The 21,666-nt window shown below is 71.0% G+C and carries 16 protein-coding genes; 9 read left to right on the plus strand and 7 right to left on the minus strand.

Annotated elements, in window-relative coordinates:
* Positions 1–31: 31 nt before the first annotated feature.
* The 3 genes from ACGFIK_RS00380 to ACGFIK_RS00390 form a co-directional block, all read right to left on the minus strand.
* Positions 32–1,000: a sugar ABC transporter permease gene (locus ACGFIK_RS00380; protein WP_327022030.1), complete on the minus strand. Its 969-nt coding sequence runs from the start codon at positions 998–1,000 to the stop codon at positions 32–34.
* 114 nt (positions 1,001–1,114) lie between these two features.
* Complete coding sequence (locus tag ACGFIK_RS00385; protein WP_327022031.1) at positions 1,115–2,407, minus strand: extracellular solute-binding protein; 1,293 nt, start codon at positions 2,405–2,407, stop codon at positions 1,115–1,117.
* A 269-nt stretch (positions 2,408–2,676) separates the two neighbouring features.
* Positions 2,677–3,240 carry a plasmid pRiA4b ORF-3 family protein gene (locus ACGFIK_RS00390; protein ID WP_327022032.1) on the minus strand — a complete coding sequence of 188 codons (564 nt, stop codon included), beginning with the start codon at positions 3,238–3,240 and terminating at the stop codon, positions 2,677–2,679.
* 150 nt (positions 3,241–3,390) lie between these two features.
* Between ACGFIK_RS00390 and ACGFIK_RS00395 the strand changes: the two genes are divergently transcribed.
* From ACGFIK_RS00395 to ACGFIK_RS00435, 9 genes are all read left to right on the plus strand, one after another.
* Positions 3,391–4,134, plus strand: a complete 744-nt coding sequence (locus ACGFIK_RS00395) for a pyrimidine reductase family protein (RefSeq protein WP_327022033.1) — start codon at positions 3,391–3,393, stop codon at positions 4,132–4,134.
* A 167-nt stretch (positions 4,135–4,301) separates the two neighbouring features.
* Entirely contained in the window at positions 4,302–6,053 is a 1,752-nt protein-coding gene (locus ACGFIK_RS00400; protein ID WP_327022034.1) for an ATP-binding protein, read from the plus strand.
* Between the two features lie 70 nt (positions 6,054–6,123).
* Positions 6,124–7,272 (plus strand): exonuclease SbcCD subunit D, encoded by a 1,149-nt coding sequence (locus ACGFIK_RS00405; protein ID WP_327022035.1) that lies wholly within the window; start codon positions 6,124–6,126, stop codon positions 7,270–7,272.
* Entirely contained in the window at positions 7,272–9,746 is a 2,475-nt protein-coding gene (locus ACGFIK_RS00410) for an SMC family ATPase (protein WP_327022036.1), read from the plus strand. The genes ACGFIK_RS00405 and ACGFIK_RS00410 overlap by 1 nt, the downstream gene beginning before the upstream one ends.
* A 7-nt stretch (positions 9,747–9,753) precedes the next feature.
* On the plus strand, positions 9,754–10,734 hold the full coding sequence (locus ACGFIK_RS00415; RefSeq protein WP_327022037.1) for a hypothetical protein: 981 nt from the start codon (positions 9,754–9,756) through the stop codon (positions 10,732–10,734).
* The gene (locus ACGFIK_RS00420) at positions 10,734–11,591 is read left to right on the plus strand and encodes a fused MFS/spermidine synthase (RefSeq protein ID WP_327022038.1); all 858 of its coding nucleotides are present in this window, start codon (positions 10,734–10,736) and stop codon (positions 11,589–11,591) included. The genes ACGFIK_RS00415 and ACGFIK_RS00420 overlap by 1 nt, the downstream gene beginning before the upstream one ends.
* A gap of 83 nt (positions 11,592–11,674) precedes the next feature.
* Positions 11,675–12,367, plus strand: coding sequence for a sigma-70 family RNA polymerase sigma factor (locus tag ACGFIK_RS00425; RefSeq protein WP_327022039.1), 693 nt, complete (start codon positions 11,675–11,677; stop codon positions 12,365–12,367).
* Positions 12,364–13,140 (plus strand): zf-HC2 domain-containing protein, encoded by a 777-nt coding sequence (locus ACGFIK_RS00430; RefSeq protein ID WP_327022040.1) that lies wholly within the window; start codon positions 12,364–12,366, stop codon positions 13,138–13,140. Before ACGFIK_RS00425 ends, ACGFIK_RS00430 begins: the two co-directional genes overlap by 4 nt.
* A 184-nt stretch (positions 13,141–13,324) precedes the next feature.
* Positions 13,325–14,011, plus strand: coding sequence for a hypothetical protein (locus ACGFIK_RS00435; protein ID WP_393336994.1), 687 nt, complete (start codon positions 13,325–13,327; stop codon positions 14,009–14,011).
* 56 nt (positions 14,012–14,067) lie between these two features.
* Here the strand turns inward: ACGFIK_RS00435 and ACGFIK_RS00440 are convergent, their stop codons facing one another.
* Genes ACGFIK_RS00440 through ACGFIK_RS00455 form a run of 4 tightly spaced genes read right to left on the minus strand, consistent with a single transcriptional unit; the run spans position 14,068 to position 21,542 of the window.
* On the minus strand, positions 14,068–15,834 hold the full coding sequence (locus tag ACGFIK_RS00440; RefSeq protein WP_393336995.1) for a stealth family protein: 1,767 nt from the start codon (positions 15,832–15,834) through the stop codon (positions 14,068–14,070).
* Positions 15,835–15,892: 58 nt separating this feature from the next.
* Entirely contained in the window at positions 15,893–18,091 is a 2,199-nt protein-coding gene (locus tag ACGFIK_RS00445; RefSeq protein ID WP_393336997.1) for a glycosyltransferase family 4 protein, read from the minus strand.
* Positions 18,088–19,689 carry a stealth family protein gene (locus ACGFIK_RS00450; protein WP_393336999.1) on the minus strand — a complete coding sequence of 534 codons (1,602 nt, stop codon included), beginning with the start codon at positions 19,687–19,689 and terminating at the stop codon, positions 18,088–18,090. Before ACGFIK_RS00450 ends, ACGFIK_RS00445 begins: the two co-directional genes overlap by 4 nt.
* The gene (locus ACGFIK_RS00455; RefSeq protein ID WP_393337001.1) at positions 19,686–21,542 is read right to left on the minus strand and encodes a stealth family protein; all 1,857 of its coding nucleotides are present in this window, start codon (positions 21,540–21,542) and stop codon (positions 19,686–19,688) included. The genes ACGFIK_RS00450 and ACGFIK_RS00455 overlap by 4 nt, the downstream gene beginning before the upstream one ends.
* Positions 21,543–21,666 lie beyond the last annotated feature (124 nt).

The following is a 21,666-nucleotide window of genomic DNA, read 5'->3' on the forward strand; positions in this document are numbered from 1 at the left end:
CAGGCGGGAAGCCGATTTCACTGGTCTCTCCTCACTTCGCCGTACGGCGGACGAGTACGAAGTTGATCAGCGACACCAGCACGATGATCATGAAGATCGCCCAGGCGACCGCGGCTCCGTAGCCGGCGGTGTTCAGGTTCACGATGCCCATCTCGTACATGTACATGGCCAGGGTCTGGAACTGCCGCTGGTCACCACCGATGATGTTGCCGTTGGCGAAGAGCAGCGGCTCGGTGAACAGCTGCATGCCACCGATCGTGGAGAGGATCACCACGAAGATGAAGGTGGGCTTGAGCATGGGCAGGGTGATCTGCCAGAACTGCCGCCACTGACCAGCGCCGTCGATCGCGGCCGCCTCGTAGAGGTCCTTCGGGATGGCCTGCATGCCGGCGAGCAGGATCAGAGTGTTGTACCCGGTCCACCGCCAGTTGACCATGGTGGCGAGCGCCGTCCAGGAGCTCCACTTCTCACCGTTCCAGTCGATGGCCTCGACCCCGAAGAAGCTGAGCAGCCAGTTGAACAGACCGAAGTCGCGCTGGTACAGCATGCCGAAGACGATCGCCACCGCGGCCACCGAGACCACGTTCGGGATGAAGATGGCCATCCGGAAGAAGGTCTTGGCCCGCAGCAGGGTGCGGTTGAGCAGGTTGGCCAGGAAGAGCGCCAGCAGCAGCTGCGGGATGGTCGACAGCGCGAAGATGCCGAAGGTGTTGACCAGCGCGTTCCAGAAGTACCCGTCGGAGATCAGCCGGGTGTAGTTGTCGAACCCGATGAAGGTGTTGTCGCCGATCATGTCCCAGTCGTGCAGGGACATCCAGGCGGTACGCACCATCGGGTACAACCCGAAGATGCCGAAGATCAGGAAGAACGGTGCGATGTAGAGGTACGGGGAGTACTTGAGATCCAGACGGTTGAGCAGATGCCCACGCCGGCGCCGCTGCTCGGCGTTGGGGGGTGGTGGTGCTGAGGACGGCGGGGCCGTCGTGGCCGACAGACTCATGGGGTTTCCTTTCCGGGCGACGCCCCGGGGCCCGCACGCGGTGCCACGCGCAAGGGGTGACCGACCGGTGGCGTTCGGGAAATCCCCCCGAACGCCACCGGATGGGAATCACACTCAGAAGGCGCCCTGAGTTTCCGCGTCCTTGACGAACTGCGCCCAGGCCTCGTCCTTGCTGGCCCGCCCGTTCTCGAAGGCCCGCATGGCCGGCTCGAACGCGTTCTCCTTGACCGCCTGGTGCTTCGGGCCCAGGTGGACCGGCTCGATCTTGGACACGCTCTCGCCGAAGATCTTGCCGGTCGGCGCGCCGCTGAAGTACTCGTTGGTGTAGCTGAGGAACTCCTCGTTCTTCAGCGCCTCGAGGTTGGTCGGCAGCGGGCCGGCCGCCTTGAAGGCCGCGATCTGGCCACTGGCGTTGGTCAGGAACTCGGCGAGCTTGGCCGCTTCCTTCTGGTGCTTGCTCTGCTCCGGCACGGCCAGCCAGGAGCCGCCCCAGTTACCGCCGCCACCCGGCACGGAAGCCACGTCCCACTTGCCCTTGTTGCCCTCGCCGGAGTTCTCCTCGACGATGCCGAGCATCCAGGACGGGCAGAAGGTCGCCGCGAAGGTGCCCTGCTTGAAGCCGGCGTTCCACGCCGGCGACCAGGTCTCCGCCTTGGCGGAGATGTCCACCATCGAGGTCGCCGTGTCCCAGGCAGCCTTCACCGCGGGGCTGTCCTTGGCGATGACGTTGTTCTCCTTGTCGTAGAACAGGTCACTGCCCTGCTGGAACAGCACGCCGTTGGAGACCGCGGTGATCGAGTCGATGAAGCCCTTGCCGGTGGCCTGCTTGTAGGTCTGGCCGGCCTTGTGGAAGCCGCTCCAGTCCGGCCACAGGGCCGAGACCTGGTCCCGCTCGGTGGGCAGACCGGCCGCCTGGAACAGGTCCTTGCGGTAGCAGACCGCTAGGCTGCCGACGTCGGTGGGCAGGCCGATCAGCCGCCCGTCCGCCGCCTTGCCCAGCTCCCACTTCCAGGGCAGGTATTCCTTGGAGTGGTCGTCGACCAGCGTGGTCAGGTCCACCCAGTTGCGCGAGTTGGCCTTGAACTCGTTGAGGATGCCCTCTTCCAGGGCGGTCACGTCGGCCGCACCCTTGCCGGTGGCGAGGTAACGGACCAGCTTGGGACGGTAGTCCCGCAGCTGCGCGGTCTTGCGCAGCTCGATCTTGATGCCGGTCTGCTGCTCGTACTGCTTGACGAGCTCGTCGTAGCCCATCTCGCCGAAGGTGTCGACGACCAGCTTGGCGGGCTTGCCGCCCTCTGCCGAAGTGTTGTCGTCGTCGTCGTTACCGCAGGCCGCGAGGCCACCGACGGCGATGACCGCCGCGAAGGTGGCCGCCGCCAGGCGGGTACTCCGTTTGGTGAGGTTCATCCTGACCCCTCTTTCGATGGTGAGGCTGGTTATGTGGTGGGGGGTGCCGCAGCGTCTGCCGGCCGCCGGCTGGTGAGCCGAGCGTCGACGCCCCGGGCGGTGAAAATGTGATCTACGCCCCTTGGGAACGCTCCCATGAGATTGCCGGGACGTATCAGGAGTGTCAATAGGCCGTTGGGAGCGTTCCCAGATCGTTACCACAGAACCGGTTTGATCCCGCTTCGCACCCGTCGGGAAATCCTGCGATCAGCCCCGCAGAATATCGATGATCAGCAGAATCGCCGCAACAGGGTGGTCACCCGGTCGGGGTCGAAGGCCCCCGGGTCGTAGCCGTCGCCGACCCACTCGCGCATCCCGGGGTGCTCCGGGTGCCCCGGATCGGCGAGCGCGGCGAGCAGCAGCAGGTAACCCTGCGGGCCACCGATGTTCTCCGGCGGCGCCGCCCGCTCCCCGTCGACACACCTCGGGTAGCGCTCGTCGGCCTCGGCGGTGAAGACGTCCTCCACCAGCAGGTCGTGCTCCCACCAGTCGCCGAAGTCGTACGTGTAGTGCAACCGGCTGCCCTTGCCCGCCACCGCGTCCAGGCGCACGTCCAACTCGTCGTGCGGGGTCATCTCCTCCTCCAGGAGCAGATCACCCTCGGGGTCGGGCTCCGCGTACTGCACGCCCTCGATGTCGAAGGAGTGCAGGTGGCAGTCGCGCCAACCCATCGCGTGCTGCACCACCCGGTGCAGTCGGTCCAGGGTGTAGCCGCCCGGCACCAGCACCCGACGCCAGATGGTGGGACGGACCCCGGACAGGGAGATCCTCAGCTGGAAGATCTGACGCGGCATGCTGTCCCGTCCTTCCACGGCATAGGCTGCGAGCATGATCTGCCGAGCGTGCCGGTCGCGGCGGCACGACGACTGCCCGGGCCGGAACTGGTGCGACTGCCAGCACCGTACCCCTCGACCCACCCCTGTCGTCACCGGTCCGGCCGGCGAATGACCGCCGAGGCAGCCATCCGCGCCCTCTGGCCGGCCCCCTCCCCCGGCCCGCTGGACGACGAGGCGCTGATCGCCCGCTATCCCCGGGCCGAGGGCCCGCGGGTGCGGATGAACTTCGTGACGAGTGTCGATGGTGCGGTCAGCCTCGACGGTTACTCCGCCGGGTTGTCCGGCACACCGGACAAGCGGGTCTTCGGGCTGCTGCGGATGCTCTGCGACGGGCTGCTGGTCGCCGCCGGCACCCTGCGCCACGAGGGTTACCGGGCGATCCGGCTGGACGAGCGGCGCCGGGCCTGGCGGCTAGCGCACGGACTGGCCGAGTATCCCACCCTGGTGGTGGTCTCCGGCAGCCTCGACCTAGACCCGGCCCAGGCGGCCTTCGCCGACGCCCCGGTACGCCCGGTGGTGCTCACCCGCGACGGCGCACCGGCGGCGCCGCGACTGGCCGCGGTCGCCGATCTGGTGCACTGCGGCACCGACCGGGTCGACCTGACCCTCGGCCTGGCCGAACTGCGGCGACGGGGCCTGCGCCAGGTGCTCTGCGAGGGTGGCCCGCAGCTGTTCGGCGCGCTGACCGCCGCCGACCTGGTCGACGAGGTCTGCCTGTCGGTGGCTCCGCTGCTCGCCGGCGCCGGCGCCGGCCGGATCACCGCCGGTCCGCCCAGTCCGGCCCGACAGCTGCCGCTACGCCATGTGCTGCTCGCCGGGGACGGCACCCTGCTGCTGCGCCACGCCCGCTGACCGGACACACCCCGCGCAACCCCCGGTGAGGATGCGGTAGCGCTGTGCGGTCACCCCGGGGGTCCCGGCGTGGCCTCCGCCGCGTCGCGTGGCGACCTGTCGTACTCCTCCGGCAGGATGCAGGGCGTGTACGCCGACCGCGATGACCGCCGAGGAGGGGCCGCCCGATGACTGACCAGGGGTTCGAGGTCATGGGCGAGGGGGTCGGGCGGGTGCTGGGCACCGCCGACGCCACTCCCCTTCAGTTCTGGACGGCCGTCGCCCCCGGCAGCTACCTGCAACTGGACGACGTGGTGGTGACCCGCCGGGAGCTGCCCGACCGGGAGCCGGTGACCATCGCCGGGGTGGTCACCCAGGTCCGGGCGCGACACGAGGGGGCCCAGTTCGACTCCGACGTGTTCGCCATCGCCGAGGGCACCCTGCCCGCCCAGGTGCAGGAGGCCGCCGAGATCACCACCACCCGGGTCGATCCGGAGTTCTACGTGCCGCCGCAGCCCGGGGCGGTGGTGCACCGGGCCGAGGGGGACGCCCGGGCGCGGGCGCTGCACTTCGACCGGATGGAACGCCGCATCCCGATGGGCACCGGCCGGGACGGGGTGCCGGTCTACCTCAACGCCGACTTCCTGGACGGCACCCGGGGCGCCCACGTGTCGATCTCCGGCATCTCCGGGGTGGCCACCAAGACCAGTTTCGCCACCTTCCTGCTCTACTCGGTGTTCCGCTCCGGGCAGCTCGGTGGTGACGCGGTCAACGCCAAGGCACTGATCTTCAACGTCAAGGGCGAGGATCTGCTCTTCCTGGATCACCCGAACGCCCGGCTGGACGACTCCACCCGGGCCGCGTACGCCCGACTGGGCCTGGTCGCCGACGCCTTCGGTGATGTACGGGTCTACGCCCCGCCCCGGGTCGGTGACTCCTCCGGCACCCCGGATGTGAGCAGTCGGCTGACCGGGGTGGACAGCTTCTACTGGACCCTGTCGGAGTTCTGCGCCGACCGGCTCCTGCCGTACGTCTTCGCCGACGCCGACGACGAACGCCAGCAGTACACCATGGTGGTCCACTCGGTCGCCGCCCACCTGGCCCGGTACGCCCAGCCGGCCGACGGCGGGGTGAGCATCGACGGGGTGCGCCTGGGCAGCTACGGCGACCTGGTGGACCACATCGTCGAGCAGCTCAGTGACGACGAGACCCGTGGCGACTGGGCGGGCAGCGCGGTCGGCCTGGGCACGGTGAACGCCTTCGCCCGACGGCTGATCGGCAGCAAGAAGGACCTGTCCCGGCTGATCCGGGGGGACCTGGCCACCCGCCGCCCGCATTCGATCAACACCGCGGAGAGTGCCCAGGTCACCGTGGTCGACCTGCACAACCTGCCGGACCGCGCGCAGCGGTTCGTGGTGGGGGTGACCCTCAAGAGCGAGTTCGAGCGCAAGGAGAAGGCCGGCACCGCCAAGCCCCTGTTGTTCGTGGTGCTGGACGAGTTGAACAAGTACGCCCCCCGGGAGGGCTCCTCCCCGATCAAGGAGGTGCTGCTCGACATCGCCGAGCGGGGCCGGTCCCTCGGGGTGATCCTGATCGGGGCCCAGCAGACCGCCAGCGAGGTGGAACGACGCATCGTCACCAACTCGGCGATCCGGGTGGTGGGTCGGCTGGACCCGGCCGAGGCCTCCCGCCCCGAGTACGGCTTCCTCCCCCCGGCCCAGCGGCAGCGGGCGTTGCTGGCCAAGCCGGGCACGATGTTCGTCAACCAGCCCGACATCCCGGTCCCGCTCTGCCTGGAGTTCCCCTTCCCGGCCTGGGCGACCCGGGTCTCCGAGGCGGGCACCGCGCCCTCGCACACCCTGCGCTCGCTGACCCAGTCCGCCGACCCCTTCGCGGTCGTGGGCTCCGGCGGCGGCGCCGACGACGACATCCCCTTCTGAGAGGGCAGCCAGTGAGCGCGAGGAGTGCAGCGAAGCGGAGCCCCGCAGTCGCGAGCGAAAGGTTGGCTCAGTGAAGATCCTGCACACCTCGGACTGGCACGTGGGCAAGGTCCTCAAGGGGCAGTCGCGGGCCGAGGAGCACAAACAGGTGCTGGCCGGGGTCATCGACATCGCCCGGCAGGAGCGACCGGATCTGGTCGTCATCGCCGGTGACCTGTACGACACGGCCGCCCCGACGGCGGAGGCCACCCGGCTGGTCACCCGGGCCTTGACCGCCTTGCGGCGCACCGGCGCGGACGTGGTGGCCATCGGCGGCAACCACGACAACGGCGCCGCCCTGGACGCCCTGCGCCCGTGGGCCGAGGCCGCCGGCATCACCCTGCGGGGGGCGGTACGCGAGGACCCGGCCGAGCACGTCATCGACGGCACCACCCCCGGTGGGGAACGCTGGCGGTTGGCCGCCCTGCCGTTCCTGTCCCAGCGGTACGCGATCCGGGCGGTGGAGATGTACGAGTTGACCGCCGCGGAGACCATCCAGACCTACGCCGACCACCTGGGCCGCATCCTGGCCCGGTTGACCGAGGGGTTCACCGAGCCGGACCGGGTCCACCTGGTCACCGCCCACCTGACCGTGGTCGGGGCGGCCACCGGCGGCGGTGAACGGGATGCGCACACCGTCATGGGGTACGCCGTACCGGCCACGGTCTTCCCGGGCACCGCCCACTATGTGGCGCTGGGGCACCTGCACCGGGCCCAGCGGGTCTCCGGGCCCTGCCCGATCCGCTACAGCGGTGCCCCGCTGGCGGTGGACTTCGGCGAGCAGGAGAACGTCCCCTCGGTGACCCTGGTAGAGGTCAGCGCGACCACGGCGGCGCAGGTGCGGGAGGTGCCGGTGACGGCGGCGACCGCCCTGCACACCGTACGCGGCACGCTGGAGCAGCTGGCCGGGATCACCCCACCGGAGGGTTGGCTGCGGGTGTACGTACGCGAGCAGCCCCGCGCCGGGCTGCGCGAGGAGGTGCAGGAGTTGTTCCCCCGCGCCCTGGAGATCCGCATCGACCCGGAGCTGCTGGCGGCGCCCGGCAGCGGCGCCCGGGTCGCCCAGCGCGCCGGGCGTACCCCCCGCCAACTGTTCGCGGACTACCTGGACAGTCGGGGGCACGCCGACGAGGGGGTCCGGGACCTCTTCGACGAACTCCTCGAACAGGTGGAGCACTGATGCGGCCGATGCGGCTGGACCTGGCCGGGTTCACGGTGTTCCGGGACGAGACCACGATCGATTTCACGGACGCGGACTTCTTCGCCCTGGTCGGTCCCACCGGCTCCGGCAAGTCGACAGTGCTCGACGCGATCTGCTTCGCCCTCTACGGCACGGTGCCCCGCTGGGGCGGCACCCGGGGGCTGGGTAACGCGCTGGCCCCCTCGGCCACGGAGGCCCGGGTGCGGCTGGTCTTCGAGTCGGCCGGGGCCCGTTACGTGGCTACCCGGGTGGTGCGTCGCGACGGCCGGGGCAATGTCAAGACCGCCAATGCCGGGTTGCAGTTGATGCCGGACGGCTTCGACGTCACCAAGCTGGACACCGGGCTGAGCCCGGAGGATCTCGGCGAGGTGGTCGCCGGCACCCCGGCCGAGATGGAGTCCGCCGTGCTGGCGGCGGTCGGCCTGCCGTACGAGCAGTTCACCAGTTGCGTGGTGCTGCCGCAGGGGCAGTTCGCCGACTTCCTGCACGCCCGACCGGCCACCCGGCAGCAGATCCTGGTCAACCTGCTGGGCCTGGGGGTGTACGAGGAGGTGCAGAAGCTGGCCACCGGTCGGGCCGGGCAGGCCGAGGCGAAGCTGGAGGCCCTTGACCAGTTGCTAGCCGGGCTGGCCGACACCGACGAGGCCACCCTGGAACAGGCCACCGCGCAGGTCGAGCGGATGACCGAGCTGGCCGAGGCGGTGACCGAGGCCGTACCGGAGTTGGAGCGGGCGCGGGCCACGGCCCGGGAGGTGGCCCGGGCCCTGGCCGCCCTGGACGCCGACCTGGCCCTGCTGGAGGCGGTCCGGGCCCCGGAGGTCACCGCCGAGCTGACCCGGGCGGTGTCCGCCGCCCGGGCGGCGGCGGATGCCGCGGTGGACGAGGTCTCGCTGGCCGAGGAGCGTGAGGAGAAGCTGCGCGGCGAGCTGACCGCCCTGGGCGACGAGAGCACCCTGCGGCTGCTGCTGGGGGCCTACGCCGATCGGGAGCAGTTGGCCGGGCAGGCCGAGGCGCTGCGGGTGGCGGTGGAGCAGGCCGCCGCGCGGCACGAGGCGGCCGTGACGGCGCTGGCCCAGGCCGGTACGCAGGCCGAACGGGCCGAGGCGGAGCTGGCGGCGGCCTTCCAGGCCCACGAGGAGGCGAAGACCGCCGACCAGGCGGCGGCGCTGCGGGCGCACCTGAGCGACGGGGACCCCTGCCCGGTGTGCGAGCAGGTGGTGGCCCGGGTGCCGGCGATGCCGGCCGGGTCGGCGGTGGCCCGGGCGGTGGCCGCCGGCAAGGCCGCCCGGACGGCCAGCGAGGCCGCCAAGCGGCTGGTGGCCGAACGCGACACGGCGGCCCGGGAACTGGACCGGGTCCTGGTGCGGGCCCGCGCCGAACACGACGGGGTACGGGCCCGGCTGTCCACGTTGGACGAACGCCTGGCCGACGCGGCCAGCCCGCAGACCCTGCGGGAGCAGCTGGCCGAACACACCCGGCTGCGGGCCTCCCTCGACGAGGCGGCCACCGCGGTACGGGCCGGTCGGGACGCCGCCCGCCGGGCCCGGGGCACCCTGGAGGCGGCCCAGGAGCGGCTGCGTACGGCCTGGCGGCACTTCGACGGCACCCGCGACGGGTTGGCCCGTTTCGGCCCCCCGGGGGTCGACCGGGAGGACCTGGCCGCCGCCTGGACCGCCCTGTCGGAGTGGGCGCGGCAGCAGGCCCGGGACCGCCGCTCGCAGCGGGAGGGCCTGGCCGCATCGGTCGCCGACGCCGAGACGGCCACCCGGGCGGCGACGGAGCGCATCGAGGGCATCTTCGCCGAGGCGGGGCTGCCCGCTCCGGAGGATCCGGTCCGCGCCGCGACCGTGGCGGTGGAGCGGGCCGAGGCCGAGCTGCGCCGGCTGGTGGAGCGCCGCGAGCAGGCGGCGCAGCTACGCGAGCAGCGGGCCGAGCACGAGCGGGAGGCCCAGGTGGCCCGGGCGCTGGCCGGGCACCTGCGGGCCAACAACTTCGAACGGTGGCTGCTGGCCGAGGCCCTGGACCTGCTGGTCGACGGCGCCTCCCGGATCCTTCGGGAGCTTTCCGGCGGCCAGTACGACCTGGTCCACGACAAGGGCGAGTTCTTCGTCGTCGATCATCACGATGCCGGCCTGCGGCGGGGGGTGCGGACCCTGTCCGGCGGGGAGACCTTCCAGGCTTCCCTGGCGTTGGCGCTGGCCCTGTCCGAACAGTTGGCCGGGATGTCCACCACCGCGGCCAGCCTGGAGTCGATCGTGCTGGACGAGGGTTTCGGCACCCTGGACGCGGCCACCCTGGACACGGTCGCCGCCACTCTGGAGAACCTGGCCGCCCGGGGGGACCGGATGGTCGGGGTGGTCACCCACGTACCGGCGCTGGCCGAGCGGATCCCGGTGCGTTTCGAGGTACGCAAGGACGCCCGCTCGGCCCGGGTCGAACGGACCGGCCGGTGAGACGACTATGACCCGGTTCTTCGTCGACGCCTGGGATCCGGCCTACGGGGCCTCCTTCGAGGCCTCCGGAGGTGGCCCGGCCGCGCCGAGCAGCGCCCAGGTCGACGCCGACGCCGAACTGCCCGCGGTGGACTGGCGGGCCATCGGCCCCCGCCCGGGGGTGCAAGCCCCTCATGTGGTGCTGCTGGTCGACGGGGTACGCCGGATCGACGCCAGCGTCTGGACGGCCGAGGAGGACGGCACCTCGTACCCCGGCCTGGCCGCCTCGTACGCCGCCGGGGTGGTGCGCTGCGACCTTGAGCGTGGGGCGGCGCAGTTGGCCGGTGCGAAGGTCGGCCGGGGGCTGTTCACGGCCAGCCCTTCGGCGGCCGAGGTGGTGGCCGGCAACGTCCGCTACCCGGTGCACCGGGTCAGCGGCACCGGCGAGTTGGCCAAGCTGCCGGCGGCCGTGCAGGGGCCGCTGACCGCCCTGGAGGTGGAGGTCTCCGACGCCGCCCGTACGGATGAGGATCTGCTGGTGGTGGACGGGCCGCTGCGCAACCGGCGGCAGTTGCCGCGCACCCTGGGGTACATCAAGACCCAGCACAGCCAGTATCTCGACGCCCGGCTCACCGCCGTGGTCACCGGGCTGGCACCGGGCCACCGGTCGCCGGTGTTCCGCCTCGGCACCGCCTGGGGTGGCTGGTCGTGGTATCTGCGGCTGCCGGTGGCCCCCGGGGCCCCCTGGGCCGGCATCGTCCGGATGGAATGCTCCGCCGAACTGGAGATCGACGAGGCGGTACGGCTGGCGGATCTGTCGCTGGTGACCCTGCCCCGGTTCGCCTCCACCCCCTACAAGGATCCCCGGGCCCCGCAGAACCTGGTGCCGATCGCCGGCCTGGAGCGGCTGCTGCGGTCCCGATTGGGTGACGCCCGGCTGCTGCACCGCGCCCTGAACGCCGCCGCGCGGACCAACTCCGCCGCCACCGGTTCGACCGGCCTGCGCTGATGGGCCGCCGCCGCGACACCGACCGGCGCACCGAACAGGTCGACACCGGGTTGGCCGAGCTGACCCCCGATCCGGACCGCCCCGGCTCGTGGACCCTGTCGCTGGACGGGGCCCCACAGTCGCATGTGGACCTCGACGATCCGACCCACCTGGAGTTCGAGTACGTCCGGCGGCTGGCCGCCGCACTGGATCTGATCGCACCGACCGGCACCCCCCTGCGGGTGCTGCACCTGGGCGGCGGGGCGTTGACCCTGCCCCGCTATGTCGCCGCCACCCGACCCGGCTCCACCCAGCGGGTGGTCGAGGTGGACGGTGCCCTGGTCGACCTGGTCCGCCGGGCCCTGCCCTGGCGGCCGGACGCCCGCCTGAAGGTGCGGGTCGCCGATGCCCGGGCGGCGTTGGTCGGCACCCGGGAGGGCAGCTACGACGTGGTGGTCGCCGACGTGTTCGCCGGTGCCCGCACCCCGGCCCGACTGACCTCTGTGGAGTACGCCGCCGAGGTGGCCCGGGTACTCCGGCCGGGCGGCTGGTACCTGGCCAATCTCGCCGACGGCCCACCCCTGCGCTACGCCCGGGGGCAGGTCGCCACGGTGCGTACCGTGTTGCCTCGGGCCTGTCTGGTCGCGGACGCCGGGGTGCTGCGGGGCCGCCGCTACGGCAACCTGGTGCTGGTCGCCGGTGCTCAGGAGCCCCCGGTACCGGAGTTGACCCGCCGGGCCGCCGGTGACTGGTTTCCCGGCCGGGTACTGGCCGGCACCGACCTCGACCGCTTCGTCGGGGGCGCCCCGGTGGTCCACGACGAGCAGGCCACGGACTCCACCCCACCCCCGGCGGGAATTTTTTCCGTCCGACGTTGATCTGTGCGGCCCGGCCGTGCGTATCAATCGGCAGCCATGCCCGTGGGGGGACGGCTTCTGTCCATGGACAACCGGAGGTCTGCATGCACGCACTGGCGGCCGGTTGGCACGGCGAACGGGTGCGGGTGGACTGGATGTCTGCCCGGTCCCAGTCCCGGCCGACCACGACCACCAACGGGGTCGACTCGCGTGCGGGGTCTCGCCAGAATAGCCCGGTGACGCCGCGCCCCGCCCCTGGCCGCCATCAGGCGACGACCACCGAGGCCGCCCACTCCGACCAGTTGATCCGCACCCTGTACGCCGAGCACGCCGGTCCGCTGCTGATGTTCGTGATGCGACTGACCGGTGGTGACCGGCAGCGGGCCGAGGACATCGTGCAGGAGACACTGCTGCGGGCCTGGCGTAACGCCCACCGGCTGGGCACCCAGGGGCAGGGTTCGTTGCGTCCCTGGTTGGTTACGGTGGCCCGCCGCATCGCCATCGACGAACACCGCAGTGAACAGGCCCGCCCGGCCGAGACGTACGACCGGGACCTGACCGCGTTCGCCGAGTCGGACAACACCGACCGGGTGCTGCGTTCGATGACAGTGGCCGACGCACTACGCACGTTGAGTCAATCGCACCGGGAGATCCTGGTGGCGACCTACTTCCGGGGGCGTACGGTGCCAGAGGCGGCCGAGGAACTCGGTCTGCCCCTGGGCACCGCCAAGTCACGGGTCTACTACGCGCTGCGCGCCCTGCGCACAGCCTTGCAGGAGAGGGGGGTGACGGAATGAGCCGAGTTGACCACATGGACGTCGCCGCGTACGCGCTCGGCGTGCTGGACGAACAGGACATGGAACGGTTCGAGGAACACCTCGCAACCTGCTGGGCGTGCGCCGCCGAGTTGGAGTCGATGGTGCCGGTGGTCGGGCTGCTCTCCGACATCGACGCGGAGTCGGTGACGGCGCTGGAGCAGACCCACACCAATCCGGTCCTGCTGGATCGGACCCTGGTGGCGATGCGGGCGCACCGGCGCAAGGCACGGTTCCGGCAGATTCTCGCGACCGCCGCGGCCGTGGTGGTCCTCGGTGGGATCACCGGGGTGGTGTTCAGCAATCTGGCCGACAGTGGTGCCGCACCCCCGGTCGCCGGTCCGACCTCCGGGCCGGTGGAGGTGCCGAACAACCGCCCGGGCAACCCCGGTGGCCCGGGAGTCGGGGGTAACGAGCAGGAGGGCAAGCAGGTGGACGCCACCGACCCGACCACGGGGGTCACGGCCACCTTCTTCCTCGCCTCGAAGGATTTCGGCACCAACATCGCCTTCACCCTGGGTCGGCTGCCCGGTCCCCGGGAGTGCCGTCTGGTGGTGGTACGCCGGGACGCCAGCACCGAGGTCATCTCCAGCTGGTCGGTCCCGCAGGGCGGCTACGGCACCAACAGCAATCCCCAACCGCTGACCCTGTCCGCCGCCACCTCCTCCACATTGGACGAGGTCAAGCACTTCCAGGTGCAGGAGGTCGACGGCAAGGGAGTGGGCAAGACCCTGGTCACGGTGCCCGCTGGCTGAGCGCCCGGAGATCGTGCGAAGGCCCGCCTCGATCGAGGCGGGCCTTCGCGCGTCCACCCCTGCACGGACAGCCGTCGATTCCGGTTCAATCGATGGGCTGTGAAATGAGCCACCGTTCTGCTTTCAACCTTGACAGCACTGTTTCCCGTACTTCCCGGTGACTTGTCAAGTATGAGGAGGGCACGTGGCGAAGATGAAGCGGACCGTCGTTGTCGCGAGCGCCATGGTCGCACTGACGGCCTGCGCGCCCGCGGGCTACAACGGAGCGGACCCCGGCGCGGCGGAACCGGTCGCCGTCGCTGCGGCCGACTCCTCGGCGACCCCGGAGCCGGAGATCAGCGCGGACCCCGGGGCCAGTCCCGAACCGGGCACCTCGGCCTCGCCGGGTGCGGAGAACGAGAACGATGCCCCGCTGCCCGAGGGTGTCGAACTGACCGAGAGTCTGACCGGCAAGAAGTTCCCCCGGATGGGCAGCGCGGTCGTCAACCAGGACGGGTTCCTGCTGTACCGCTTCGACCGGGACAGCAACGACCCGCCGACGACCAACTGCGAGGACCAGTGCGCCGAGGTGTGGCCCCCGGCACTGACCGACGGCAACCCGAAGCTCAAGGGGGTCTCCGACGACGCGGTCGGCACCATCACCCGCCCCGACGGCACCCGTCAGATCACCCTGGACGGTTGGCCCCTCTACACCTACATCGGTGACAAGAAGCCGGGCCAGTGGAAGGGCCAGGGGGTCGGCGGCACCTGGTTCGTGGTCAACCCGGACGGCAGCAAGAACCTGGAGTGCCTGCCCAAGGGCACCCCGAAGGCGGTAGAGCCGCCGTCGAAGACCAAGTCGGGCGGCTCCGACTCGGACTACGACTACTGACCCTGAGGTTCCTCCGATGGCCGGCCGCAGCAACTGCGGTCGGCCATCGTCGTCCGTCAGGCCCGCTCCCAGGGGCTGGGGACCGGGAGGTAGGTGTCCAGGAAGGGCGTGACGACCGCCAGTTGAGCGGCCAGATCCTCCTCGGTGGAGAAGGCGTCGTTCAGGCAGAAGACATGCCGGTCCCGCCGGGCCAGCAGGTGCGCCAGCCGTCCCGGGGTGCCCGGATCGGACAGCTCCGCGATGGTGTACCGCAGGTTCCCCGGCACGGCCCGCCCGGTGTGGAAGGCGTAGTAGTGATGCAGCGACGAGGCGATCGAGATGTCCGTCATGCTGCGGAAACGACTCCCGGCCGTCTGCCGGTGGGCAGCGGGGAAGGCCTCCTCGATCTCGTACAGCACACTGCGCCGCAGGGCGTGGGGCATGTGCTTCATCTTCTGGGTCAGCACGGTCCCGAACCGCTCGGCGATCAGGGCCCGGTTGTTCTTTCCGGCCGCCGACGAGGGGATGTCCTCGGCGGTCGCCGTGCCCGGCGGCACCAGGGCCGGCGAGGGGAAGTACCGGGAGATGCCGTTGGCCAGGAAGAAGTCCGAGGGCAGCACCTCGCTGCCGAGGAACACGTCGTCGTTGAAGTAGAGGAAGTGTTCCGCCAGCCCCTCGATGTGGTGCAGTTGGCTCTCGATGGCGTGCGAGTTGTAGGTGGGCAGCACTTCCGGGTCGGCGAAGATCTCCCGATGGCCTACCACCCGCAGGCCGGGCGCGGACCGGTCCAACCAGGGCGGCACCTGATCGTCGGTGACCAGGTAAACCTGGCGCACCCAGGGCGCGTACAGGTGCAGGGAACGCAGTGAGTAGCGCAGCTCGTCCCGGCTGAGGAACCGGGCCGGGTTGGCCGCCTCACTGTGGTACGGCACCCCGGTCGCCGCCGCCCGCCGCCGCAGCCAGTCGGGGTCGGTGCCGTCGACCCAGGTGTAGACCACATCGATCGGGAAGGTGACATCCTCCGGACGTCGCCCGGCGAACGGCGACCTGGTCCGGGCGGTCGCCGTGGTGGTCGGGGGCAGCAGCCTGGTGAACAGCGCCTCGGAGGCGACGACCGGCGGCTCCGCCGGGTCTACCTGCTCGGCCACCGGATTGGGGCGGGGGGCCACCAGGGTGTTTCCCCGGCGGGTCCAGAACTCCACCTCGCACCCGTACTGCTGCCCCAGCACCATCCGGTGTCGGGGATCCGTCCGGTACCAGGTCAGCCGGAGCACCTCGGCCGCTGCCAGGCGCTTCCACACCCTGGGCTCGAATCCCGGGGCCGGCGGTTGCTCGCCGCCGGAGCCGACCTGGGTGACATAGCCGGGAGTACGCGTGCAGGCCCCCGCGAGGGCGGCGTACACCCGGTCCCGGTCGGCGATGTCCACCCCGACCACGGAGGACCTCTCGGAGCCGCCCCGGACCCGGAAGAAGTCGACACCGGCCTCCGTCAGGGCCACGGTCACCGCCGCCAGGTTCTCGGTCCGGGCCAGCAGGGGGGTCAGGTCGGCGGCCACCAGGGCGATCCGGGGCGCCCGGTCGGCGGTGACGGCCGCCCGGTCACCGCCGGAGAGCAGTTCCGGCTGTTGGCGGGCCAGCCGCTCGGCTCGACGACCCGCCGACCGGGTGTCCTCGGCGGCCCGGGCCACCCACTGCTTCAGTTGGTGCCGGGCGCGCGGACTCACCTTCTTGGCGATGGCCCGCCGGGTCTGCGGGCTGAGCACCCGCCGATAGACCTCCACGAACCCGGAGGGTTCGGCGACAGCTCTGGGGATCTCCGACGGGACTCGCCCCGGCTCGGTCACGGCTACCTTGCTCCTCTGTGCGGGCGCTCCGGCTCCCGGGGGCGCGATCTGGCGGGCGCTAGGGGCGATCGATGATCGTGAAGGAGAGTTCACTGTCGTTGGTGTAGTAGGGGCGGACCCGCAACCTCGGCGCCGGGTCCTCCTCGACCAGGTCCAATGGGATCAGCTGGGTCAGGTCGATCTCCGGATAGCTGTACGCGCGCTTCTTGTCGACCACGTCGTCGGCGAACCGGCCCATCCGCACCTCCTCCGGGCCGCACCGCAGATAGACGTCCCAGTCCTCGTACCGGCCCAACCGCAGGTCGGTCAGGGGGGTCAACGGCACCACCATGCTCAGCTGCCCCTGCCTGGCCGGCCCGACCGGCAGGCTCAACGACTCCGGGACATCCCCCCGTCGGCGCAGCACCGCCTGATCCGGTACCCCCGGTCCGTGCCAGGTGAAGGTGACCGCTACAGCCGTGCCGTCGACCGCGATCCGGCGTACCTCGGCGTGGCGGGCCCGCACCCAGCTACGGATCGCCAGGAAACCGTCCGCCGTCTGGTACGGCACCTGCGCCGACAGGCCCGCCCGGTCCCCCAGCGGACCGGCGGCACCGGACAGCACCCGGCAGTCCACCCGCTGGGGACGCAACCGACGCCGACCCTTGTTCCCCTCGGTCAGGAAGAGGTTCCAGCGGCCCTCGGACAGGGTCCCGGCGTCGAGGGCGACCTCCGCCCGCGTGCCGTCCGGGGAGGGCACGAGAGGGGTACGGAGCACCTCCCGGGTGTCCCGGTTGCTCAGCACCACGCACGCCTCGCCGGCACCGGTGGTCCCGTCCACCGACACCCGCAGGCCCAGATCCGGCAACACCAGGCAGTCCGCCACCGGTGCCTCCTGGGTCTCCGAGATCCGGCGTCTGATCGCGGATTGCAGCCGGGTGCTGGTGCTGCGGGCCCGGGGTATCCGGGTCAGTCGCACCAGAGCGCCCATGCTCGCCCGTCGGGCCAGTTCGTTGCCGGCGATCCCCCGCAGCACCGGATCGGCCAGGGCGCGGGCCAGCCCGGCCTCCCGGCGGGTCGGCTCCGTCGGCAGGGGTCGGCGTCCCACCCGCCGGGGGCGGGGCACCTGGCTGCGGCGGACCGCTAGCACCTGGGCGCAGTCCCGGGCGAACTGGGTGGCCAGGTGCACCGGATCGAAGCGGGCGGAGTTGATCACCGCCATCCGGCCCATCCGGATGCGCAACTCGTCGTTGTGCATCAGCATCCGCAGCGCATCGGCGTACGCCCCGAAGTCGTCCGTGGGTACCAGCAGGCCGTCCTCGCCGTGGGTGATGATCTCGCGGGGTCCGACCGGGCAGTCGCTGCTGACCACCGGCAGGCCCAGTCTCATGGCCTCGACGATCGTCATGCCGAAGGACTCACGCTGCGAGGAGACCGCCGCGATGGCGCCCTTGACCCACTCTGCGGCCATGTCCTCGCGTCGACCCATCAACAGGACCTGGCCGTACAGGCCCAGTTCACGGATGAGCCGGGCCAGCCCCGGCCGCTGGTCGCCGTCTCCGTAGATCCGCAGGGTCCAACCCGGGCAGTCCCGGACCGCCTGGCCGAAGGCCAGGATCAGTTGGTCGTACCGCTTGAGGGGTTCCAGGCGGCCCGCCGCCACGATGATCCGGCTCCGCCCGTCCGCCGGCGCGATCGCGCTGGCCGGGACGCTGTTGGCCAACGCCTTGACCTGGGTGGCCGGGACCGGGTTGCCGGTGCGGAAGGCCTCCGCGTCCGCTTGGGACACCGTGTACGCCAGGTCGATGCGGGAGTAGTACCGGCTGATGTCGGCCTTGACCGCCTCGTGGATCAGGTCCTGGGTCATGTGTTCCTGGGCCACCCGCACCACATGCTCCGGGGCGTACCTGGCGATGACGAGGTTGAGCCCCGGTCGGGTGCCCACGACCACGTCGGCGTCGGTGTGCCTGAGGTAGCGGACCATCCGCTCGTCGGTCAGCCGGCTGTACTGCTGGTGGAACTCCTCCTGGGTCGGGATCACCGTGGAGGGTTCCCGCAGTTGGGGGTCGGAGCGGTCCGGCCGCCGTGGCCTGATGTCGACCAGCGGCACCACGGTGATCCGGTCGTCGCCGTCGAACATCATCCGGTCGACTCGCCGGAAGACCGAGGCGATCTCGACGGTGTGGCCGTCCTCGACCAGGCCGGTGGCCAGGTTGAGCACCGCTCGGTTGGTGCCGCCCACCCCGTAGAAGTTGTGCACCAGGAAGGAGAACTTCACCGCTGGTCCGCCGCCTCGTAGGGGCTGGGCACCGGGAAGTACGCCTGAAGGAAGGGCTCCAGGACGGCCATCTGCTGCTGGAGTTGGGCGTAGGTGGAGAAGGCGTCGTTGATGCAGAAGGTGTCCCAGTCCCGCCGGGCCTCGGCCCGCTTGAGTCGGGCGACGAGATCCGGCACCGCCAACTGCACGTACCCGTAGTTCACCTGGCCGGGCAGGGCCCTACCCGTCAGGAAGGCGTAGTAGTGGTACAGGGAGTAGGTGATGATGATGTCGGTGGCGCTGCGGAACCGGCTGTGCGCGGTGCGGGCGTGTTCCTGCGGAAACTCCCGCTGGATCTCGGCCAGGATGCTGCGCCGCAGCGGGTAGGGCACATGCTGGCTGCCCTGGGTCAGGGTCCGGCCGAACCGTTGCTCGATGAGCCGCCGATTGTTCTTGATCATGGCGTCGATCGGGGTGTCCAGGTTGGTGATCGGACCGACCGGGACCCGGTTCTGGGACAGGAAGAACTTGGTGTTGCCGTTGGCCAGGAAGAAGGTCTGCGGGGCCAGCGGCCGGCCGAAGAACATGTCGTCATTGAGGTAGAGGAAGTGCTCGGCCAGGCCGTCGATGTTGTGCAGCTGGGTCTCGATGGCCACCGAGTTGAAGGTCGGCAGGGCCGCTCGGTCGGCGAAGATGTCCTGGTGGTCGACCACGAAGATGTTCCCCGGGCTCAGATCGAGCCAGGCGGGGCGCTGCCGGTCGGTCACGATGTAGATGTTGCGGACCCAGGGCGCGTTGAGGTGCAGTGAGCGCAGCGAGTACTTCAGCTCGTCCCGGTTGATGTAGCGCGACTCGCTGGCGGCCTCGGCGTGAAAGGCCTCCCCCTTGATCTCGGCCCGCCGGCGTTGCCAGTCCGGATCCGCGCCGTCCACCCAGGTGTAGACCACATCGATCGGGAACTCGATGTCGTCCGGCAGCGAGTGGTCGAACTCCGGCCGGGTACGCAGACCCGGGCCGCTGCCGCGCGCGGCCGCCAGGCGGGTGAAGCGGTGCTCGCCGACCCGCACCGGCACCCCCGCCATCGAGACCGCCGGCATCATCCGGTTGCGCCTGGGGGCACGCAGCACCTCGGCCCCCCGGTCCGGCTGCCAGAACTCGATCTCGCATCCGTACACCGGGCCGAGGACCAGCTTCATCGTCGGGTCCACCCGGAACCAGGTCAGCTTGAACGCCTCGACGGTGTGCAGGTCGGCCCAGACCGCCGGGTCCTCGGCATCGTGCAGCACCGCGGTGACCGGTGGCTTCGGCAGCACCTGACTGAGGTAGCAGCCGGCGGTGGCCCCGAGCTTCTCCAGGGCACCCAGGACGGCCGTCCGATCCTGCTGGCTGACCCCGATCACCGGGGTGCGGTCGTCCATCCCGCGTACCAGGAAATGGTCCACGCCGTGCGCGTCCAGGGCCCCGGTCACCGCGGCGACATTTAGCCGGCGGGCGAGCAGGGGGGTCAGGTCGGGGTGGACATGAGCGCGCCGACGACGCCCGTCCACCAACACCTCACGAACATCGACACCCCCCGGGGGCACCGTGTCGGTCGTCCGGGGTGGGGAGGTCAGGTTCACGGTGATTCCCTGGGGGTCGAGGGCAGGGTGGGGGCGTCCGACCGGGGGCCGACCCGCAGGGCCGGGAGGGTGGCCGCGTCCACCTGGCGGGCCGTCGGAAGCGAGGGGGTGGTCTGGGCGTCCACCTGCCCGGCGTACCGATCGACACCTGCGGACTGCCGCCACAGGGCACTGGCGCCCAACTCCCGGCGCCGGGCCACCTCCTCCTCCGGCAGCTCGAAGGGTGCGGGGAAGGGCAGATAGCGGGGCAGGACATCGGCGAGCATCCGTTCCTGCTCCTGGAAGGTCCGGGGGTCGGAGTCGGTGTCGTTCAGGCAGAACACGTCACGGTCGCGGTGGGCCAGCAGTTCGGCCAGCCGGGCGGGGGTCGCCGGGTGGCCGAGGTCGGCGTACTCGTACTCGATCTCCCCGGGGACGGCCTGGGCGGTCAGGTAGGCCCAGTACTGGTGCAGGGAGGACGGGATCGACAGATCACGGTGGTCGCGGAACCGGTGCCGGGCCGTGGCGGTCACCTCCGCCGGCAAGGTCGCCTCGATCTGCTGCATGATGCTGCGCCGCAGGGCGAAGGGGGTGTGCTTCATCTTCTGCGTGATGGTCACACCGAAGTGGCGCTGGATGTGCCGCCGGTTGTTCTTCCCGGCGGCGTTCACCGGGAGGTCACCGGGGGTGGCCTCGCCGAGCCCGAACTGCGCCGGAGAGGGGAAGAACTTGGCGATCCCGTTGGCGTGGAAGAAGTGGGTGGGCAACAGGGGCCGACCCAGGAAGACGTCGTCGTTGAGGTAGAGGAAGTGCTCCGCCAGGCCCTCGATGCGGTGCAGCCGGGACTCGATGGCGTGCGAGTTGAACGAGGACAGGCCGTCCAGGTCGGCGAAGAGGTCCGCGTGCGACACGACCGTGACCATCGGATGGTCGGGGTCCAGCCAGCTCGGCAACTGGCTGTCCGTGACCACGAAGATCTTCCTCAGCCAGGGGGCGAAGCTGTGCAGCGAGCGCATGGAGTACCGCAGTTCGTCGCGGTTGTGGTAGCGCGAGGTGTTGGCGGCGATCGCGTGCAGGGCGGCGTCCGGGGTACCCATCGCCGCCTGCTTGCGCTCCCGCCATTCCGGGTCCGCGCCGTCCACCCAGGTGTAGACCGCGTCGATCGGGAAGCTGACCCGGTCCGGTGCGCGTACGGCCAGGTCGCGACGGGTGCCGTAGGTGTGGTCGTCGGCCTCGGGCACGAAGTGGCTGAGCAGGGCGGCGGCCACCCGCACCGGTTGCGCCTGGGCCGGAGCCTCGTCGATCACGGCGTTGTGCCGGGGTGCCCGTACCAGGTCGCCGACCCGGGTCCACATCTCGATCTCGCAGGCGAACTGCGCGCCGAGCACCACCCCCGCCCGCACGTCCGTCACCGGGAACCACACCTGGATCACCTCGGTCGGCTCCCGGTCCGGCTGGTCCCGGTCCGGCCGTACCTCGACCACCCGGACCTGGGCCCCGGACAGCAGCGGTGCGGAGTCGACCAACCGCCGCACCGCCTCCCGCTGATCGTCCAGGACCGCCACCGAGCTGCGCAGGTAGTCGTCGTGGCGTACACAGTGGTATTCGATCCCGGCGGACTCCAGGGTGGAGGTCACCGCGGTCAGGTTGCGGTGCCACATCTGAAGTGGGGTCGCCGCGGCGACGACCTCGGCCTCGGCGCGGACCCCGTCCTCGGTGACCGGCACCCGGGCACCGACCGGGTGCCGGGTCTCCCCGCCACGGGGGCGGGTGAGGCTACGCACGATGCCGAGCCGGTGCTGCTCCGGGAGCAGCCGCAACAGGTGACGCCGGACGCCCGGCGGCAGGAGACGGTAGACGCGCAGCGCGATCATCGGATCGTCACGCTCGGTTCAGCCACCTGGGGCCACCCCACCTCAAAGGTGACGCCCGTACGGCGTGACGACGGTTCTGAAACACCCCGACCGAACGATCGCTCCAGCAGCCATCCCGGCACCT

This window comes from Micromonospora sp. NPDC048871, from assembly GCF_043198155.1.
Taxonomy (GTDB): Bacteria; Actinomycetota; Actinomycetes; order Mycobacteriales; family Micromonosporaceae; genus Micromonospora.

Excerpts from the sequence above, each read along its gene's own strand:
- ACGFIK_RS00425 (WP_327022039.1), top strand. The coding sequence starts at position 11,675 with ATGCACGCACTGGCGGCCGGTTGGCACGGCGAACGGGTGCGGGTGGAC.
- ACGFIK_RS00420 (WP_327022038.1), top strand. The coding sequence starts at position 10,734 with ATGGGCCGCCGCCGCGACACCGACCGGCGCACCGAACAGGTCGACACC.
- ACGFIK_RS00455 (WP_393337001.1), bottom strand. The coding sequence starts at position 21,542 with ATGATCGCGCTGCGCGTCTACCGTCTCCTGCCGCCGGGCGTCCGGCGT.
- ACGFIK_RS00385 (WP_327022031.1), bottom strand. The coding sequence starts at position 2,407 with ATGAACCTCACCAAACGGAGTACCCGCCTGGCGGCGGCCACCTTCGCG.
- ACGFIK_RS00380 (WP_327022030.1), bottom strand. The coding sequence starts at position 1,000 with ATGAGTCTGTCGGCCACGACGGCCCCGCCGTCCTCAGCACCACCACCC.
- ACGFIK_RS00390 (WP_327022032.1), bottom strand. The coding sequence starts at position 3,240 with ATGCCGCGTCAGATCTTCCAGCTGAGGATCTCCCTGTCCGGGGTCCGT.
- ACGFIK_RS00400 (WP_327022034.1), top strand. The coding sequence starts at position 4,302 with ATGACTGACCAGGGGTTCGAGGTCATGGGCGAGGGGGTCGGGCGGGTG.
- ACGFIK_RS00430 (WP_327022040.1), top strand. The coding sequence starts at position 12,364 with ATGAGCCGAGTTGACCACATGGACGTCGCCGCGTACGCGCTCGGCGTG.
- ACGFIK_RS00395 (WP_327022033.1), top strand. The coding sequence starts at position 3,391 with ATGACCGCCGAGGCAGCCATCCGCGCCCTCTGGCCGGCCCCCTCCCCC.
- ACGFIK_RS00415 (WP_327022037.1), top strand. The coding sequence starts at position 9,754 with ATGACCCGGTTCTTCGTCGACGCCTGGGATCCGGCCTACGGGGCCTCC.
- ACGFIK_RS00410 (WP_327022036.1), top strand. The coding sequence starts at position 7,272 with ATGCGGCCGATGCGGCTGGACCTGGCCGGGTTCACGGTGTTCCGGGAC.